At 73.2% G+C, this 16,670-nt stretch carries 14 protein-coding genes; 9 read left to right on the top strand and 5 right to left on the bottom strand.

Features of this window, described 5'->3' with window-relative positions; all coding sequences use genetic code 11:
* The first annotated feature begins 120 nt into the window (after nt 1-120).
* Nucleotides 121-1,716 carry a protein kinase domain-containing protein gene (locus ACEZDG_RS13365; protein ID WP_380507582.1) on the top strand — a complete coding sequence of 532 codons (1,596 nt, stop codon included), beginning with the start codon at nt 121-123 and terminating at the stop codon, nt 1,714-1,716.
* A 191-nt stretch (nt 1,717-1,907) separates the two neighbouring features.
* Entirely contained in the window at nt 1,908-3,455 is a 1,548-nt protein-coding gene (locus tag ACEZDG_RS13360; RefSeq protein WP_380507579.1) for a protein kinase domain-containing protein, read from the top strand.
* Nucleotides 3,456-3,484: 29 nt separating this feature from the next.
* Here the strand turns inward: ACEZDG_RS13360 and ACEZDG_RS13355 are convergent, their stop codons facing one another.
* Nucleotides 3,485-4,555, bottom strand: coding sequence for a phosphotransferase enzyme family protein (locus tag ACEZDG_RS13355; protein ID WP_380507577.1), 1,071 nt, complete (start codon nt 4,553-4,555; stop codon nt 3,485-3,487).
* A gap of 47 nt (nt 4,556-4,602) precedes the next feature.
* A complete protein-coding gene (locus tag ACEZDG_RS13350) occupies nt 4,603-5,265 on the bottom strand; it encodes a response regulator (protein WP_380507574.1) in 663 nt (220 codons plus the stop codon).
* A 268-nt stretch (nt 5,266-5,533) separates the two neighbouring features.
* Between ACEZDG_RS13350 and pdhA the strand changes: the two genes are divergently transcribed.
* From pdhA to ACEZDG_RS13325, 5 genes are all read left to right on the top strand, one after another.
* Entirely contained in the window at nt 5,534-6,667 is a 1,134-nt protein-coding gene (pdhA, locus tag ACEZDG_RS13345; protein WP_380507571.1) for a pyruvate dehydrogenase (acetyl-transferring) E1 component subunit alpha, read from the top strand.
* Nucleotides 6,667-7,650: an alpha-ketoacid dehydrogenase subunit beta gene (locus tag ACEZDG_RS13340; RefSeq protein WP_380507568.1), complete on the top strand. Its 984-nt coding sequence runs from the start codon at nt 6,667-6,669 to the stop codon at nt 7,648-7,650. The genes pdhA and ACEZDG_RS13340 overlap by 1 nt, the downstream gene beginning before the upstream one ends.
* A gap of 17 nt (nt 7,651-7,667) precedes the next feature.
* Nucleotides 7,668-9,107, top strand: a complete 1,440-nt coding sequence (locus ACEZDG_RS13335) for a dihydrolipoamide acetyltransferase family protein (RefSeq protein ID WP_380507565.1) — start codon at nt 7,668-7,670, stop codon at nt 9,105-9,107.
* Nucleotides 9,108-9,234: 127 nt separating this feature from the next.
* Complete coding sequence (locus ACEZDG_RS13330; protein WP_380507562.1) at nt 9,235-10,353, top strand: M64 family metallopeptidase; 1,119 nt, start codon at nt 9,235-9,237, stop codon at nt 10,351-10,353.
* A gap of 181 nt (nt 10,354-10,534) precedes the next feature.
* On the top strand, nt 10,535-11,869 hold the full coding sequence (locus ACEZDG_RS13325) for an MFS transporter (protein ID WP_380508526.1): 1,335 nt from the start codon (nt 10,535-10,537) through the stop codon (nt 11,867-11,869).
* 29 nt (nt 11,870-11,898) lie between these two features.
* On the opposite strand, the gene ACEZDG_RS13320 is transcribed toward ACEZDG_RS13325, so the two are convergent.
* Nucleotides 11,899-12,729, bottom strand: coding sequence for a maleylpyruvate isomerase family mycothiol-dependent enzyme (locus ACEZDG_RS13320; protein WP_380507560.1), 831 nt, complete (start codon nt 12,727-12,729; stop codon nt 11,899-11,901).
* A 178-nt stretch (nt 12,730-12,907) separates the two neighbouring features.
* Between ACEZDG_RS13320 and ACEZDG_RS13315 the strand changes: the two genes are divergently transcribed.
* Nucleotides 12,908-13,708 (top strand): carbon-nitrogen family hydrolase, encoded by an 801-nt coding sequence (locus ACEZDG_RS13315; RefSeq protein WP_380507557.1) that lies wholly within the window; start codon nt 12,908-12,910, stop codon nt 13,706-13,708.
* Nucleotides 13,709-13,743: 35 nt separating this feature from the next.
* Here the strand turns inward: ACEZDG_RS13315 and ACEZDG_RS13310 are convergent, their stop codons facing one another.
* Nucleotides 13,744-14,691, bottom strand: coding sequence for a LysR family transcriptional regulator (locus ACEZDG_RS13310; RefSeq protein ID WP_380507554.1), 948 nt, complete (start codon nt 14,689-14,691; stop codon nt 13,744-13,746).
* A gap of 94 nt (nt 14,692-14,785) precedes the next feature.
* Between ACEZDG_RS13310 and ACEZDG_RS13305 the strand changes: the two genes are divergently transcribed.
* A complete protein-coding gene (locus tag ACEZDG_RS13305; protein WP_380507551.1) occupies nt 14,786-15,898 on the top strand; it encodes an SLAC1 family transporter in 1,113 nt (370 codons plus the stop codon).
* Nucleotides 15,899-15,938: 40 nt separating this feature from the next.
* On the opposite strand, the gene ACEZDG_RS13300 is transcribed toward ACEZDG_RS13305, so the two are convergent.
* Nucleotides 15,939-16,517: a hypothetical protein gene (locus ACEZDG_RS13300; protein ID WP_380507548.1), complete on the bottom strand. Its 579-nt coding sequence runs from the start codon at nt 16,515-16,517 to the stop codon at nt 15,939-15,941.
* Between the last annotated feature and the right edge of the window lie 153 nt (nt 16,518-16,670).

The following is a 16,670-nucleotide window of genomic DNA, read 5'->3' as shown; positions in this document are numbered from 1 at the left end:
GGTGTGCGGGGGCAACCCGTCGGTGCGGCCCGCTAGCCTAGCCCCTGATGGCTCACCGAACGGCTCACCGACAGCGGCGCCGGTGTGCGCTTCCGGGTGCCGTGGGGGAGAAGAGAACTGATGACTGAGCAGGGCGCGACCGGGCAGGGCGACGAGGGAGCGGGGCGGACGGTCGGACACGGCCGGTACCTGCTCCGGGACCTGCTGGGGCAGGGTGGCATGGCGACGGTCCACCTCGCCGACGACACCGTGCTCGACCGCCCGGTCGCGGTCAAGAGCATGCTCGGCGACATGAGCCGGGAGCCCTCCTTCCGCGAGCGCTTCCGCCGCGAGGCGCAGGCGGTGGCCCGGCTCAACCACACCAATATCGTCGCCGTGTACGACAGCGGCGAGGACGTCAACGACGACGGCGTGCACGTCCCCTTCATAGTGATGGAGTACGTCGAGGGCGGTTCGCTCAGCTCGGTGCTGCGGGACGACATCGCGGCGCACGGCGCGATGCCCACCGACAAGGCGCTGAAGATCACCGCCGATGTGCTGGCCGCCCTCGCCGCCTCGCACGAGCAGGGCCTGGTGCACCGCGACATCAAGCCCGCCAATGTGATGCTGACCAGGCGCGGCGTGGTCAAGGTGATGGACTTCGGCATCGCCAGGGCGATGCAGTCCGGGGTCACCTCGATGACCCAGACCGGCATGGTGGTCGGCACGCCCCAGTACCTCTCCCCCGAACAGGCGCTGGGCAAGGCGGTGGACGCCCGCTCCGACCTCTACTCGGTCGGCTGCCTGCTGTTCGAACTGCTCACCGGGCGGCTGCCGTTCGAGTCGGACAGCGCGCTGGGCATGGCCTACCAGCACGTCCAGGAGACGCCGCCGCCCCCGTCCAGCTTCAACGCCGCCGTCCCCCCGGGGGTGGACGCGCTGGTCGCGCAGGCGCTGCGGAAGGATCCGGCGCACCGCTTCCAGGACGCCGACGCGATGCGCGAGGAGTGCGAGCGGCTGGCCGGCACCGGCGGCACCGGCGCCAACACCCCGCTGATCATCGGCGGCGGCCCGCGGGTGGGCGTGGGAGGCAGCGGCGCCAACGCGGTGTTCCCGGCCGCGCAGGGCCAGTTGGGCACCATGCCGCCGCAGCAGCCCTACCAGCAGCAGCCGTTGGGCACGCCCTACCCGCAGCAGCAGGGGATGCGCACCCCGCAGCCGTACGCCCCGCAGGGGACCCCGCCGCCCGGCCCGCAGGGAGCGCCCCGGCCGCCGTACCCCCAGCAGCAGCACCCGCAGCAGCGTCCCGGCATGCCCGGGCCGCAGCGGACGCCGCCGCCCGGTCCGCAGGGAGGGCCCCGGCCGCCCTACCCGCAGGCGCAGCGGCCCGGTGTGCCGACCCCGCCGCCGGCCCCGTACCGGCAGCCGCAGGGCCGGCCGACGCCGCGGCCGACACCCCCGCCGATGCCGACCCCGCCGCCGCAGCTCCGTCCCACCGGGCAGATGCCGCAGGCGGCTCCGCGTCCCTACGTCGGCCCGCAGGGCGCCCGGCCGGGGGCGCGGAACAGCGGCAAGGGCTGCGGTACCGCGCTGGTGATCACCGGAGTGATCGTCGGGCTGCTCGTGGTGATCGTCCTGATCCTGGTGCTGGTGGTCGAGAACAACACGTCGAGCAGCGACAACACCAACTACAACGGGTCGGCGGGCGCCGGTCCGGTCGCGACCGGACTGGGCTGACCGGGGCTCCGCGGCGGGGCCGCAAGGATGATCGTCCACAACACGCGGGCCGCGAAACCGGTAGCGTGCACTTGCTGGACCCCACCGGTCCGCACACGGGGCGGGCATCGACCGGGTGGGATCGGGTACACGTCCAGGCCCGGGCAGCACACGGGAGCGGCGCACAGGCGAAGGACCGACGGCGGAGAGTAATGGCAGACAACGAGCAGGGCGGGCAGCAGCCCGGCTACCAGCAGGGCGCCGAACCGCCGTTCGAGCCGGCCGTGGTCTCCACCAGCGGTCTCGCCGTGTTCGGCGAGGGCCGCTACCGGCTGACCGGCCGGCTCGGCCGGGGCGGCATGGCCGAGGTCTTCGCCGCCAGGGACCTCCGGCTCGGCCGTACCGTCGCCATCAAGGTGCTCCGCCCCGAGCTCGCCGAGGACAGCACCGCGCGGATCCGGTTCACTCGTGAGGCTCATTCGGTCGCCTCGCTGAACCACCACGCCGTGGTCGCGGTCTACGACACCGGCGAGGAGGCGCACGCCGGGGAGACCGTCCCCTACATCGTGATGGAGCTGGTCGAGGGCCACACCGTCCGCGAGCTGCTGCAGGGCGACGAGCCGCCGCCGGTGGACCAGGCGCTGATCATCACCGCCGGGATCCTGGAGGCGCTGGCCTACAGCCACCGGCACGGCATCGTGCACCGCGACATCAAGCCCGCCAATGTGATCATCACCAACACCGGTGCGGTCAAGGTGATGGACTTCGGCATCGCCCGCGCGCTGACCGGCGCCTCCAGCACCATGACCCAGACCGGCATGGTCATGGGCACCCCGCAGTACCTCTCCCCCGAGCAGGCCCTCGGCAAGGCGGTGGACCACCGCTCCGACCTCTACGCCACCGGCTGCATGCTCTACGAGCTGCTGACGCTGCGTCCGCCGTTCACCGGCGACACCCCGCTCTCGGTGGTCTACCAGCACGTCCAGGACCCGCCGGTGCCGCCGTCGCAGGCCAACTCGCGGGTGCCGGCCTCGCTGGACCCGCTGGTGCTGCGCTCGCTGGCCAAGGACCCGGACGACCGGTTCCAGAGCGCCGACGAGTTCCGGGCCCACCTTCAGCACGCGCTGCGCACCATGCACCAGGCGACCGGTCCGACCGAACTGCTGCCCGGCGGCGCCGCCGTGGCCGCCGCTGCCGCCGCGGCGATGAGCGCGCCGACCATGGTCACCCGCGCGGTGACCCCGCCGATGGGCAGCACCCAGGCGATGCCGCCGAACCCGGGCAGCGCGGTCCCGCCGAACTACGCCGACCCGTACGAGCAGGGCGCGGACGAGCCGCACGGCAGGCGCGGGCTCTTCGCGGTGATCGCGGTCCTGGTCGCCATCGCGGCGATCACCGTCGGGGTGGCCCTGGCCATGCGCGGGAACAACGGCGGGACGCCCACGCCGGGCACCTCGACCAGTGTCTCCACCCCGGCCGAGCCGACCACCGAGCCGACCACGGACACCCCCACGGTGACCGAGTCGCCCACCCCGACCACCAGCCCGACGCCGAGCTTCAGTCCGACCCCGACGCCGACGCACAGCAGGACCACCACGCCGACGCCGACCGCCACGCCCACCCCGACCAAGACCGCGACCGCGACTCCGACCGCCACCGCGACGGCCACCGCCACGAGCTCCGCCACCGCCGGCGGATCCGCGGACGGCGGCACCGCGGGCGCGGCCGGCGGCAACGGCGCCCAGGGCCCGAACGCCTGAGCCCGAACGCCTGAGCCCGGCGGACCGGCTCAGTTCACGCAGGCGTCCAGCACCTGCTCGTACTCCTCGCACCACCAGACGGTCTGCGCCGCGGCGGCCGGGAACAGCGGGTCGGCCCGCTCGTCCCGGCGCTGGTAGCGCCAGCGCAGCATCCAGAAGTCGTTCAGCCGCTCCCACCAGACCCGGTGCACCCCGGCGGCGACCTGCTCCGGGCTGCTGCCGGACGCCTCCCGGTAGGCCCGGGCGTAGTGCCGCAGCCGGGGCAGGTCGAGCACGCCGGTCTCCGGGTGGTGGAAGAACAGCGTCGCGGCCCGGACCGCCTCCTCGGTGCGCGGCTTGAGGCCGAGCCGGTCCCAGTCGAGCACCGCCACCGGCTCCGTCCCCCGGTAGAGCAGGTTCAGCGGGTGGAAGTCGCCGTGCACCCAGCCGGTGGGCGGCGCGGCGGCGGGTCCGGGACGGCGGTGCCGGTAGGCGGCCAGCAGTTCGCGGCGCTCCCGCAGCCGGTGCCGGGCGAGGGCGTCGAAGGGCTGCTGCGGATCGTGGCGGCGGGAGCGTTCCAGCAGGTCGTCGATGGTGCGCCAGGTGTCGTCCGGGTTCGCGCTCGGTACCGCGGCGGGCTGGTCGACCGGGGGGTGCAGCTCGGCCAGGGTGCGGTGGATCCGGCCGAGCAGGGTGCCCAGGGCCGCGCACTGGGCGTGGTCCAGCGAGCGTCCGGTGCGGTGCGCCCCCTCGACCCAGGGGAACATCGCGTAGCGCCGCCCGCGCACCAGGACGAAGGTGCGGCCGTCACGGGCGGCCAGCGGCGGCGCGGTGGGCAGGCCGTGCTCGCGCAGCGCCGCTATGGCCCGGTGCTGGGCGGCGATGGCGGAGCCCGAGGCGTGGCCCGCGTCGTCCAGGTACTGCTTCAGGAACCAGCCGCCGCCGTCCGGCGCGGTCAGCCGCAGGCCGCGGTTCAGCAGTCCCTGGCTGACCGGCGCCACGGTGAGCGCCTCGAAGGGAACCGCGAGGGGGTAGCGCTCCAGCACCCCGGCGACCGGGATGCCGCGGATCCGGTCCAGCCGTTCGACCCGTACCTGACCCCGCACCTGACTCTGCGTCACGTTGCTGATGTTACTGGTGTTTCAGGAGGTGCTCTGATCGACTTGACTCAGCGCTGCTCGGTCTGAAGCTTCGCCACATAGGCGGCGGCCTGGGTGCGGCGCTCCATCCCGAGTTTGCCGAGCAGGCTGGAGACGTAGTTCTTCACGGTCTTCTCGGCGAGGTGCAGTTCACCGCCGATCTGGCGGTTGGTCATCCCCTCGCCGATCAGGTCCAGGATCTTCCGCTCCTGCCCGGTGAGCCCGGACAGCCGCTCGTCCTCCTCCTTGCCGCCGCCCCCGTCGCGCAGCCGGGCCAGCACCCGGCCGGTGGCGGTCGGGTCGAGCAGCGAGCGGCCCGCGGCCACGTCCCGGACGGCGGAGACCAGGTCGGTGCCCCGAATGGCCTTGAGCACGTAACCGGACGCCCCGGCCATGATCGCGTCGAACAGCGCCTCGTCGTCGGAGAAGGAGGTGAGCATCAGGCACCTGAGGTCCGGCTGCCGCGAGCGGATCTCCCGGCAGACCTCCACCCCGCTGCCGTCCGGCAGCCGTACGTCGAGAACGGCCACGTCGGGGCGGGTGGCGGGGATCCGGGCGAGCGCCTCGGCGGCGGTCCCGGCCTCGCCGACGACCTCGATGTCGTCCTCCAGCGAGAGCAGCTCATGGACCCCGCGGCGGACGACCTCATGGTCATCGAGAAGGAACACCCTGATCTGTCCGCTTTGTCTCATAGCCCCAGATTGGCACAGCATCCCGGCGAGAACCCGGCAGAATGACAGGCAATGCCCGTGTTTGCGGCGGTTCAGGGTACGTGGACGTCCTACGACAGAAGCGGTAAGCCCTTCCGCTGGGTAACGTTCTCCTGCAGGATCAGGGCACATCCACCACCGATCCGCACCCAGCGCACACCCCGCGCGAAGAGTACGGATTGGCGACCGGACCGGTGGCCGGCACTGGCTCTTACCCAGAGTTGCAGGCGGACGCCGGAGAGACCGAGGAGTGAACGTGACCGTCACAAGCACGGCTGGGGTACCCACAGTGACCCCGCAGCTGGTGCAACTGCTCACCCCCGAGGGTGAGCGGGTCGAGCATCCGGACTACTCGCTGGAGACCACCCCGGAGGAGCTGCGCTCCATCTACCGGGACCTGGTCCTGGTCCGCCGCTTCGACGCGGAGGCGACCTCGCTGCAGCGCCAGGGCGAGCTGGGCCTCTGGGCCTCACTGCTCGGCCAGGAGGCCGCGCAGGTCGGCTCGGGACGGGCGATGAGGCCGGGCGACTACGCCTTCCCCACCTACCGCGAGCACGGCGTGGCCTGGTGCAAGGGCGTGGACCCGCTGAACCTGCTGGGCATGTTCCGCGGAGTGAACCACGGCGGCTGGGATCCGTACGAGAAGAACTTCCACCTGTACACGATCGTCATCGGCTCGCAGACGCTGCACGCCACCGGCTACGCCATGGGCATCACCAAGGACGGCAGCGACGACGCGGTGATCGCCTACTTCGGTGACGGCGCGTCCAGCCAGGGCGACGTGGCCGAGGCCTTCACCTTCGCCTCGGTCTACCAGGCGCCGGTGGTGTTCTTCTGCCAGAACAACCAGTGGGCCATCTCCGAGCCGACCGAGAAGCAGACCCGGGTGCCGCTCTACCAGCGCGCCTCCGGCTACGGCTTCCCCGGGGTCCGGGTGGACGGCAACGACGTGCTGGCCTGTCTGGCGGTCACCCGGTGGGCCCTGGACCGGGCCCGCAACGGCGAGGGCCCGGTGCTGGTCGAGGCGTTCACCTACCGGATGGGCGCGCACACCACCTCGGACGACCCCTCCCGCTACCGGATCGCGGAGGAGCTGGAGTCCTGGAAGCTCAAGGACCCGATCGAGCGGCTGAAGGCCTACCTGGTCCGCGAGGGCTGGGCGGACAGCGCCTTCTTCGACGCGCTCGAGGCCGAGAGCGAGCAGCTGGCGCGCCGGGTGCGCGAGGGCGTGCGAACCATGCCCGACCCGGACCCGAGCTCGATCTTCGACCATGTCTACGCCGAGGACCACGCGCTGGTGGCCGAGGAGCGGGCGGAGTACCTCGCCTACGCCGCCTCGTTCACCGACGGCGCCGACGACGACCAGGACGGGGAGGAGGGCTGATGGCCGCCGAGAAGTGGACCATGGTGAAGGCGCTGAACGAGGCGCTGCGCCGCTCCCTGGACGAGAACCCCAAGACGCTGATCATGGGCGAGGACGTCGGCCGCCTGGGCGGTGTCTTCCGGGTCACCGACGGGCTGCACAAGGACTTCGGCGAGGAGCGGGTGATCGACACCCCGCTGGCCGAGTCCGGCATCGTCGGCACCGCGATCGGCCTGGCCCTGCGCGGCTACCGCCCGGTGGTCGAGATCCAGTTCGACGGGTTCGTCTACCCGGCCTTCGACCAGATCGTCACCCAGCTGGCCAAGATGCACGCCCGGGCCCTGGGCCATGTGAAGCTCCCGGTCACCATCCGGATCCCCTTCGCCGGCGGTATCGGCGCGGTCGAGCACCACAGCGAGTCGCACGAGGCGTACTTCGCGCACACCGCAGGGCTGAAGGTGGTCGCGCCCTCCAACCCCGAGGACGCGTACTGGATGCTGCGGCAGGCCGTCGCCTCCGACGACCCGGTGGTCTTCCTGGAGCCCAAGCGGCGCTACTGGGACAAGGCGGTGTTCGACCCCGGCACGGCCCCCGCGATCGGGCTGCACCAGGCGCGGGTCGCCCGCCCCGGGCGCGATCTGACCCTGATCGCCTACGGGCCGATGGTGAAGGTCTGTCTGGAGGCGGCCGAGGCCGCCGCCGCGGACGGGCTGAACCTGGAGGTCGTGGACCTGCGCTCGCTGTCCCCTGTGGACTTCGACACCCTGGCCGCCTCGGTCTCCCGGACCGGGCGCGCCGTGGTGGTGCACGAGGCGCCGGTGTTCCTCGGCATGGGCGCGGAGCTCGCGGCGCGGATCACCGAGCGCTGCTTCTACTCGCTGGAGGCGCCGGTGCTGCGCGTCGGCGGCTACTTCGCCCCCTACCCGCCGTCGCGGGTGGAGGACTCCTTCCTGCCGGATCTCGACCGGGTGCTCGACGCCGTCGACCGCGCCATGGCCTTCTGAGGGGTTGAGGAGACGTCATGAGTACCGCAGTGGAGACTGTGCGCCAGTTCAAGATGCCCGATGTGGGCGAGGGCCTGACCGAGGCCGAGATCCTCACCTGGTACGTCCAGCCCGGTGACACGGTCGAGGACGGGCAGGTGGTCTGCGAGGTGGAGACCGCGAAGGCGGCCGTGGAGCTGCCGATCCCGTTCGACGGGGTGGTCCGCGAGCTGTTCTTCGAGGCCGGCACGACGGTGGACGTCGGCCAGGTGATCATCAGCGTGGCCGTGTCCGGAACGGCGGCGGTTGCCGCTGAAGCCGAGGCCCAGGCCCAGGCTGCGCCTGCCGTGGTCGAGGCCGAACCGGAGGCCGAACCCGAGCGCCGCGAGGTGCTGGTCGGCTACGGCCCCCGGACCGGGGCCGGCAAGCGCCGCCCCCGCAAGGTGGCCGTGGCACCCCCGTCCGCCGCCGCCCGTGGACCGGTGGCCACCGCACCGGCGACCGCGACCGCGCCTGCTCCCGTGGTCGCGCCTGCCGCCGCGCCGGCCGCAGGCCGACCGCTGGCGAAGCCGCCGGTGCGGAAGCTGGCCAAGGACCTGGGCATCGACCTCAGCACGGTCACCCCGACCGGCCCGCACGGCACGGTCACCCGCGAGGACCTGCACGCCAGCATCGCCGCGCCGGTGTCCGCACCGACGCCGACCGCCGCTCCCGCCCCCGCTCCGGCGGAGGCACCGGTCGCCGCACCCGCCCCCGTCGCGGCGGGGTCCGCCGAGGGCGACCTGCGGATCCCGGTCAAGGGCGTGCGCAAGATGATCGCGCAGGCCATGGTGTCCTCCGCGTTCACCGCCCCGCACGTCACCGAGTGGGTCCAGGTCGACGTGACCCGGACCATGAAGCTGGTGGCCCGGCTCAAGGAGAGCGGCGAACTGGGCGAGGGCGTGCGGGTCAGCCCGCTGCTGCTGGTGGCCAAGGCCCTGCTGACCGCGATCCACCGGCATCCGGAGGTCAACGCCAGCTGGGACGAGGCGGCCCAGGAGATCGTGGTCAAGCGCCGGGTCAACCTCGGCATCGCCGCGGCCACCCCGCGCGGGCTGATCGTCCCCAACATCAAGGACGCGGGCTCGATGTCGCTGTCCGAGCTGTCGGTGTCGCTGACCGCGCTGATCGCCACCGCCCGCGAGGGGAAGACCTCCCCGGCGGACATGGCCGGCGGCACGGTCACCATCACCAACGTCGGCGTCTTCGGCGTCGACGCGGGGACCCCGATCCTGAACCCGGGCGAGGCCGCCATCCTGGCCTTCGGCCAGGTCAGGCCGCTGCCCTGGGTCCACAAGGGCAAGGTGGTGCCGCGTCAGGTCACCACCCTGGCGCTGTCCTTCGACCACCGCATGATCGACGGCGAGCTGGGCTCCCGGCTGCTGGCCGACACCGCGGCCGTCCTCGAACAGCCCAAACGTCTGATCAGCTGGGGATAGCACAGGAGTTGGGGGCCCGACCGCCCGCCGACCCGTCCGGGTGAAGCCGGACCGGCGGCGCGTGGTCGGGCCTTCGCCATGGGTACTCCCTCGCGGACCGCGTCCCCGATCCGACGGAGGAGTACCCGTGCGCCGCAGGCTGTGTGTGCCCGTAGTGCTGACTGTGCTGTTCGCCCTGCTGCTGGTGCTGTCGCCGGCGCGTCCGGCGGTCGTCCAGGCCAAGGACGCCGTCGGCGGCGGAACCGTGCTGGTGGACAACGGCGACGCGGCCAACCGGATCACCTTGGTGCTGCTCGGCGACGGCTACACCAGCGCCCAGCTGCCGGCCTTCCGGACCCAGGCGGCGGCGGTCTGGAAGGCGCTGACGGCGGTGGAGCCGTTCCGCAGCTACCAGTACCTCTTCGATGTCCGCCGGGTGGACGTGGTCTCGGCCAGGTCGGGGCTGAAGCCGGGCTCCCCGCTGGGGATGCACTTCGGCTGCGAGGGCACCCCCCGGCTGCTCTGCGCCGACGACGGCGCGGTGGAACGGATCGCGGGCGGCTCCGGCGGCCCGCAGTACACCATCGCGCTGGCCGACTCGGCCGTCTACGGCGGCGAGGGCGGCGACGGGACGACCACGCTCGCGGCGGCGTCGCCGTACGCGGGGCGGATCGTCCAGCACGAGATGGGCCACACCGTCGGCGGCCTCGGCGACGAGTACGACTCCGCGCCCAGCGACGCCGACTACCCCAACCTCTCCACCGCGGGCGCGGCACTGATGCGCGCGGACCAGGTGAAGTGGTGGCGCTGGATCGGCGCTACCGACCCGACCGGGGGCAAGGTGGGCGCGTACCGCAGTGCCAACGGGCTGTACCGGCCGACCAAGGACTCGATCATGCGCACCCTGGGCGGGGTCTACAACCTGCCCTCGCGCGAGGCGATCATCGAGTCGATCTACCGTCAGGTCCGGCTGGTCGACCGCACCGCCCCGGCCGCCGGAGCGGTGGACGGGCGCCCCCGGCTCCAGGTCTTCCCGGTCCGGCTGGCGGGCCAGCGCTGGATCCAGGTGAGCTGGCAGGTCGACGGGCACGCCGCCCCGGCCGCCGCGGTCCACGGCGGCAGCCTGGACACCGGCCGGCTCACCCTGGTGCCGGGCCGGTCCACCGAGATCACCGCGATGGTCCGGGACACCACTCCCTGGGTCAGGGACGAGACCTTCCGCCGGCTGAGGATGACCAGCACGGTCCGCTGGAGCCTGTCGGGCTGAGGCCGTCGAAGCTGAGGCCGCCGAAATGGATCAATTCATCCCACCATAGGATGGCGGCATCATGACTGCCGACCCGGTCGCCACGCCTGCCCAGCCCACGACACCCGCGACGCCCGCGATCCCGGCTGCCCGCGCCGCCGAGCCGCTGCTGCCGCCGGGGCCGCCGGTGCTGCCGCAGGCCCTGCGGTCCGCCGCCGACCCGCGGCTCGGCGGCCGGGCGGCCTGGTGCGCCTGGGGGATCGGCGTCACGGTCTACGTCCTGGCCGTGGTCCACCGCACCAGCCTGGGCGTCGCCGGGCTCGACGCCGCGGCCCGCTTCGGCATCGGCGCGTCCGCACTGTCCACGTTCTCGATCCTGCAGGTGCTGGTCTACGCCGGGATGCAGATACCGGTGGGCCTGCTGGTCGACCGCCTGGGCCCGCGCCGGGTGCTCTGCACCGGGTTGGTGCTGCTCACCCTCGGACAGCTCGGCTTCGCCTTCTCCACCTCCTTCACCCCGGCGCTGGTCTCCCGCGCCGTCCTGGGCTGCGGCGACGCGATGACCTTCGTCAGCGTGCTGCGGCTCGGCGCACGCTGGTTCCCGGCCCGGCGCAACCCCTTCATCGCCCAGCTCACCGGCCTGGTCGGCACCCTCGGCAACCTGGTCAGCACGATGGTGCTGTCCCAGGTGCTGCACAGTGCGGGCTGGACCGCGACCTTCGCCACCACGGGGCTGCTCGGTCTCGCGGTGCTGGCCCTGGTGCTGCTGTTCCTCAGGGACACCCCGGACAGCGCGGCCAGGGAGACCCTGTTCGGCCGCGAACCGGTCACCGCTCCGGCGCACCTGGCGGGCGGGGACCGGCCCTCGCTGCGGGCGCAGATCAGCGCCGCCTGGGAGCAGCCGGGCACCCGGCTCGGCCTGTGGGTGCACTTCACCACGGCCTTCCCGGCCTCGGCCTTCCTGCTGCTCTGGGGCATGCCGTTCCTGATGGACGGTCAGGGGCTTTCCCGGGGCCTGGCCGGGTCGCTGCTCAGCCTGATCATCGTCAGCAACATGGGCTTCGCGCTGCTGGTCGGCCAGCTGGTCTCGCGCCGTCCCGGGGTCCGGGTGCCGCTGGTGCTCATCGTGGTGCTGGGCACCGGGGCGCTCTGGGGCGTGGTGCTCTGCTGGCCCGGGACGCACGTCCCGATGTGGCTGCTGCTGGTGCTGACCGCGGCCATGGGCAGCAACGGCCCGGCGTCCCTGGTCGGCCTGGACTTCGCCCGCACGGTGAACCCGCCGGAGCGGCTCGGGACGGCCTCGGGGATCGTCAACATGGGCGGCTTCATCGCCACCGTGCTCGCCCTGTTCGGGATCGGCCTGGTGCTCGACCTGCTCACCCCCGGCGGCGGGGCCGACTACACCCCGCACGCCTTCCGGCTGGCCTTCTGCACCCTCTACCTGCCGATGGCGCTGGGGCTCAGCCAGATCCTGCGGCTGCGGCCCAAGGCGGCCCGCCGCGAGGCGGAACTCCGGGCGCTGCGGGCCGCGGCCTAGCGGGTCGGGGGCTCGGCGGGCTCAGCTGCTCAGGGGGTGACCGAGAAGTTGGCCAGAATGCGCCGGGCCAGCAGTTCGTCGCCCTCGACCTTGACGTTCGCGGTGACCACCGGCAGCCGGCCGCAGGCCAGCCGGGCGTAGGTCTCCCAGTCCGTGGTCAGCCGCACGTCCGGGGCCAGCGGGACCTGCTCGTCCACGCTGCCGCGGCCGTTCTGGTCCACCCGCACCGTCCGCATGAACTCCATGGGGCCGTGCACCTCGAGCACCACGGTCGACCCGGCCGGGGCCCCGGCCAGCTTGGCGACGGCCTTGGGCAGCATCTCGACCAGGTAGTCGCGGGTGATCACCGCGGCGGCCGAGTCCAGGTCGCCGGGGCTGCGCAGGGCCCGGCGCAGGTCCTGCTCATGGGTCCAGACGTCGAAGACCCGGGCCCGGAGCAGCTGGTGGTACGGGATGTCCCGGCTGTAGGGGCCCATCGGCCAGCGGATCTCGTCCATCGGCCCGTAGCGGGTGTTGTCCCGCAGCGCCCGGGAGCGGCGGATGATGGTGTACTCCAGCTCGGAGGTCATCTCCGGCGCGGTGTGGCAGCGCCGTTTGTCGACCGGGACCTCGCAGTAGCGGGTGAACTCGTCGACGACATGGTGCAGGTCGCGGGGCAGCGTGTGGATCGGGCGGGGGTCGCCGAGCAGTTCCAGCTCCATGGCTATGACATGCGAGACGACATCGCGCACCGACCAGCGGGGGCACTCGGTGGGGCGGTTCCACTCGCCCTCGGTGAGCGGCGCCACCAGTTCGGAGACGGCCTCGATGGACTGGGTCCAGGCGTCGGTGTACGCCTGGACGATCTGCGTGTCGGTCACGTTTTCGACCCCTTGGCCACATGCACAGGCTGGCTGACGGTGTGGTCGCACCGGCGCCGTCCGCCGAATGCGCTAATGGCACGTTACGCTCACCCCTGTCACCGGGTCAGCGCTTTCACGTGTTGATCGCAAAGATCGTATGGCCCTCGTACAGGCTCCTTGCAGGGAGGTTGGTAACGTGCGTGTTTCGCTGATCCAACTCGACGTCGATCCGGCCGAGTCCGCGGCTGCCCGACGAGCCCGCGCGGCGGCCCTGGTTCGCGCCCAGCAGGGCTCCGACCTGGTGGTACTGCCGGAGCTGTGGCTGCTCGGCGGCTTCGCCTACGAGGCCTGGTCGGACGGTGCCGAGCCGCTGGACGGGCCCACCGCCGAGGCCATGGCGGCGGCGGCCAAGGACGCCGGGGTGTGGTTGCACGCGGGTTCGATCGTCGAACGCGATCCGGACGGTCCGATCTACAACACCTCGCTGCTCTACTCCCCCGCCGGTGAACTGGTCCGCAGCTACCGCAAGATCCACCGCTTCGGCTTCGACCACGGCGAGGCGGTGGTGATGGGCGCGGGCACCGAACTCGTCACCGTCCCGACCGAGTTCGGCACCCTCGGCCTGGCCACCTGCTACGACCTGCGCTTCCCCGAGCTGTTCCGGGCGCTGCTGGACGCCGGGACCGAGATCTTCGTGGTCCCCGCCGCCTGGCCGGCCCGCCGCCGCGAGCACTGGACCCTCTTCGCCCGCGCCCGCGCGGTGGAGGAGCAGGCGTTTGTCATCGCCTGCAACACCGCCGGGACCCACGGCGGGGTCGAACAGGGCGGCCACAGCCTGGTGGTGGACCCCTGGGGCGTCGTCCTCGCCGAGGCCGGCCCGGGGGAGCAGGTGCTGACGGTGGAGCTCGACCCGGGCGTGGTGGCCACCGCACGGGCCGAGTTCCCGGTGCTGCGGGACCGGCTGATGGGCATTCAGGCCCCGATCGAACGGGCCTGACGCAGCGTCATCTCCGGTGCGCCGGGCCCGGCGGGTTAGCCCTGCCGGGTCAGCCCCAGCAGCTCCCGGGCGGGCCCGGCCGGGCGGGTGCCGGTCGGCCAGACCGCCCGCAGTGGCCGGCTCAGGTCCAGATCGGCCAGCGGGACCGAGACCAGCCGCCCCCGGGCCAGCTCGTCCGCGACGGTGAGCTCGCTGAGCACGGCCGGGCCCGCGCTCACCGCCGCCGCCTTGAGCGCGGTGGTGGAGGCGAGCACCAGCAGCGGCGTGGTCGTCCCGCCGTACGGGGCCAGGGCGCGGTCCAGCACCTCCCGGGTGCCGGAACCCTCCTCCCGGAGCACCAGCGGCGTACGGGCCAGCTCGGCGCCGGTGACCGGGGCCCGGCGGCGGGCCCAGGGGTGGTCCGGGCCGACCACCAGCCGCAGCCGGTCCGCGGCGATCTGCACCTCGTCCAGACCGGCCGGGGTGCGCAGCCCCTCGACGAAGCCCAGGTCCGCCTCGCCCGCCAGCACCTGCCGGGCCACGTCCGCCGAGTTGGCGGCGCGCAGGGTGACGGCCGTCCCCGGCAGGGCCGTGTGCAGGGCCATCAGCCAGCGCGGCATCAGGTACTCGGCCACGGTCAGGCTGGCCGAGACCCGGAGCCGGGTGTCCCGGCGCTCGCGCAGCGCGGCGATGCCGGCGTCCAGGGCCTGCGCGGTGGCCAGCACCGGCGCCGCCCACTCGGCGACCAGCGAGCCGGCCTCGGTGGGGCGTGAGCCGCGCGGTGAGCGCTCCAGGAGCGGTACGCCGATCTGCCGCTCCATCCCGGCGATCCGGGAGGACGCGGCGGGCTGGGTGATCCCCAGCTCGGCGGCGGCCCGGCCCAGGCTGCCCAGCCGGATCACCGCGAGCAGCAGCTCCAGCGCGCCGAGCTCGGGCAGGCGGGGGGACAGCCGGCCGGGCCGGCTCGGGTCGGGGCTGGAGCTGGGGTCGGGGCTGGGGCTCATAGGTCCAGGTTAGGCCCTGGTCATAGAGGGCGTTTATGGGCTCATAGACGGGTGTCCGCTACCGGCCACCGCCCGTGAGGACGACGGTGGGTCCATGGCCACCCTCACTCCTTCCGCCGCCGACGCCGCCGCCGGAACCGCCCGTCCCCGCGGGCTGCTCCGGGTACCGGCCGCGGCCGGCCGCTTCGGTCCCAACTGGTACGCCGCCGTGATGGGTACCGCCATCGTCGGCAACGGCGCGCATGCGCTGCCGCTGGTCAGGTCCAGTGCGCTGGACGACGCGGCGGCGGGCGTGTGGCTGCTGTCCCTGCTGCTGCTGGTCGCGCTGGCCGGCACCCGGCTGGCCGCCCGGCGGCTGCCGGACCGGGTCAGGGCCCTGGACGCCCCGTCCACCGCGGTCTTCCTCGGCTGCCCGCCGATGGCGATGCTCGCGGTCGGGGCCGGCGCGCTGGGCGCGGGCGCGCCGCTGGTCGGCGCCGTGGGTCCGGCCGCCGGGGTCGCCCTGGACGCGGCGCTGTGGGCCGGTGGGACGCTCTACGGGCTCGGTGTGGCGGTCAGGGTGCTGTACCTGCTGCTAACCCGCTACCGGGTCGGCCGCGGCGACTCCGCGCCCAGCTGGCTGCTGCCGGTGGTCGCGCCGATGGTGTCTGCCGCGCTCGGCCCGGCGCTGATCCCGCACCTGCCGGCCGGCGGCCAGGCCAGGGAGACCCTGCTGACGCTGTGCGTGGCCCTGTTCGGGGCGAGCCTGCTGGCGGTGCTGGTGCTGCTGCCCGCGATCTGGTCCCGGCTGGTGCACGAGGGGCCGCTGCCGCCGGTGCTGGTGCCCACGCTGTTCCTGGTACTGGGCCCGCTCGGGCAGTCGGTGACCGCGGTCACCCAGTTCGCGGCGGTCGCCCCGACCGTGCGCGGCTTCGCGCTCGGCTACGGGGCGGCGGTGACCGGCTTCGCACTGCTGTGGCTGGGCGTGGCCGGCGCGGTCACGGTCCGGGCCCTGCGCGGCGGCCTGCCGTTCGCGATGACCTGGTGGGCGTACACCTTCCCGGTCGGGACCTGCGTCACCGGTGCGGCCGGGCTGTGGCGGCTCACCGGCCTCGACCTCTTCGCCGCCCTCGCCCTGGCCCTGTTCGCCCTGCTGCTCACCGCCTGGGCGGTGGTCGGCCTCCGCACTGTGCGAGGGGTGGTGAGCGGGGAGCTCACCGCACGGTGACGGAGCGACAGGGCGTTTGCGCCCTCTCAGGCATGGGGTGTCAGGCGGACTCGGCGGTCTCCGGGTACATCACCGAGGTGTCGGCCCAGTCCAGCGCGGTGATCACGGCGTGGCGCAGGGCCTGGGCGCTCCAGCCGGTGTCGAAGTGGATCGGCAGCACCGGGGAGACCTCTTCGAGCGTGGAGATCATCGGGCTGTGCGCCACGGCCTCGTCCACCAGCAGGACGACCGGCTTGCGCAGCGCGGTGGCCCAGCCGAGCTCCATGCCGACCCCGGCCGAGAGCGGGGAACCGACGTAGGCGAAGGCGAGGTCGGCGGACTGCATGCCGCGGAACGCGGAGGGGACCCGGTAGCCGGTGCCGAGACCGCGGGTGGTCCAGCAGTCGTCGTGGTGCTGGCTGTACACAGTGACGCCGGCGTCCAGCAGGGCTTCTCTGAGAGCGGTCACGCGCCCGCGCAGAGCCAGCGTGAACACACCGTCGGCGGGACCGGTGAGCCGCAGGGAGGGGGCGGCCAGGAACACCCGAAGGCTGCGGCGGGCGTCGGCGGCGAGCTCGTCGTTGGCGGCGGCGGCCGTGGCGGGGTCCACGCTCAGGCCGACGTCATGCAGCTCGTTCATGAGGGACTCCATCGAGATAGTTGACCTATGAACATCAAGTCCACTAGCGTGCAATGAACCTGTGCGAATGGTCGAGCAACCGGCGCCGGCGGCCCTTCGGGGGGATGTCTCGATGTTCCCCGAACGTACGGGCGTGCGTCCACGGAGCCCCTG

Origin of the sequence: Streptacidiphilus alkalitolerans (assembly GCF_042511045.1) — a bacterium.
GTDB classification, from domain to species: Bacteria; Actinomycetota; Actinomycetes; order Streptomycetales; family Streptomycetaceae; genus Streptacidiphilus; species Streptacidiphilus alkalitolerans.
This window is presented reverse-complemented; position numbering and strand designations above follow the sequence as displayed.

Coding starts and splice junctions, on each gene's coding strand:
- ACEZDG_RS13365 (WP_380507582.1), top strand. CDS start 121: ATGACTGAGCAGGGCGCGACCGGGCAGGGCGACGAGGGAGCGGGGCGG.
- ACEZDG_RS13360 (WP_380507579.1), top strand. CDS start 1,908: ATGGCAGACAACGAGCAGGGCGGGCAGCAGCCCGGCTACCAGCAGGGC.
- ACEZDG_RS13350 (WP_380507574.1), bottom strand. CDS start 5,265: ATGAGACAAAGCGGACAGATCAGGGTGTTCCTTCTCGATGACCATGAG.
- ACEZDG_RS13340 (WP_380507568.1), top strand. CDS start 6,667: ATGGCCGCCGAGAAGTGGACCATGGTGAAGGCGCTGAACGAGGCGCTG.
- ACEZDG_RS13335 (WP_380507565.1), top strand. CDS start 7,668: ATGAGTACCGCAGTGGAGACTGTGCGCCAGTTCAAGATGCCCGATGTG.
- ACEZDG_RS13310 (WP_380507554.1), bottom strand. CDS start 14,691: ATGAGCCCCAGCCCCGACCCCAGCTCCAGCCCCGACCCGAGCCGGCCC.
- ACEZDG_RS13305 (WP_380507551.1), top strand. CDS start 14,786: ATGGCCACCCTCACTCCTTCCGCCGCCGACGCCGCCGCCGGAACCGCC.
- ACEZDG_RS13300 (WP_380507548.1), bottom strand. CDS start 16,517: ATGAACGAGCTGCATGACGTCGGCCTGAGCGTGGACCCCGCCACGGCC.